The following is a 234-nucleotide window of genomic DNA, read 5'->3' on the forward strand; positions in this document are numbered from 1 at the left end:
CGGCCGATGCCATTCCGGTATCCGGCTCCCCCTGGAAGTCACTTCAATGCTCATGCTGCTGATCGCGCTTGCCGTCTTCATCTCTCTTGCCGGCGAGATCGCCTATGGCGTTTACAAGGAAAAGTATGAAGTGCGCTGGGTTCGGCCTGAGGTCAGCGAGCACCATGCGCTGATGCGCCAGCTCGGCCGGCTGCGTTGAAGGGCCTCGCGAATCTGAACGCCAGATGAACGAGG

At 60.3% G+C, this 234-nt stretch carries 1 protein-coding gene; it reads left to right on the forward strand.

Features of this window, described 5'->3' with window-relative positions:
* Positions 1-199: hypothetical protein (locus SB679_RS26365; protein ID WP_410705391.1), on the forward strand; the 199-nt coding region annotated here is incomplete at its 5' end.
* Positions 200-234 lie beyond the last annotated feature (35 nt).

It is taken from the genome of Chryseobacterium sp. SIMBA_029, from assembly GCF_046535275.1.
Classification (GTDB): Bacteria; Bacteroidota; Bacteroidia; order Flavobacteriales; family Weeksellaceae; genus Chryseobacterium.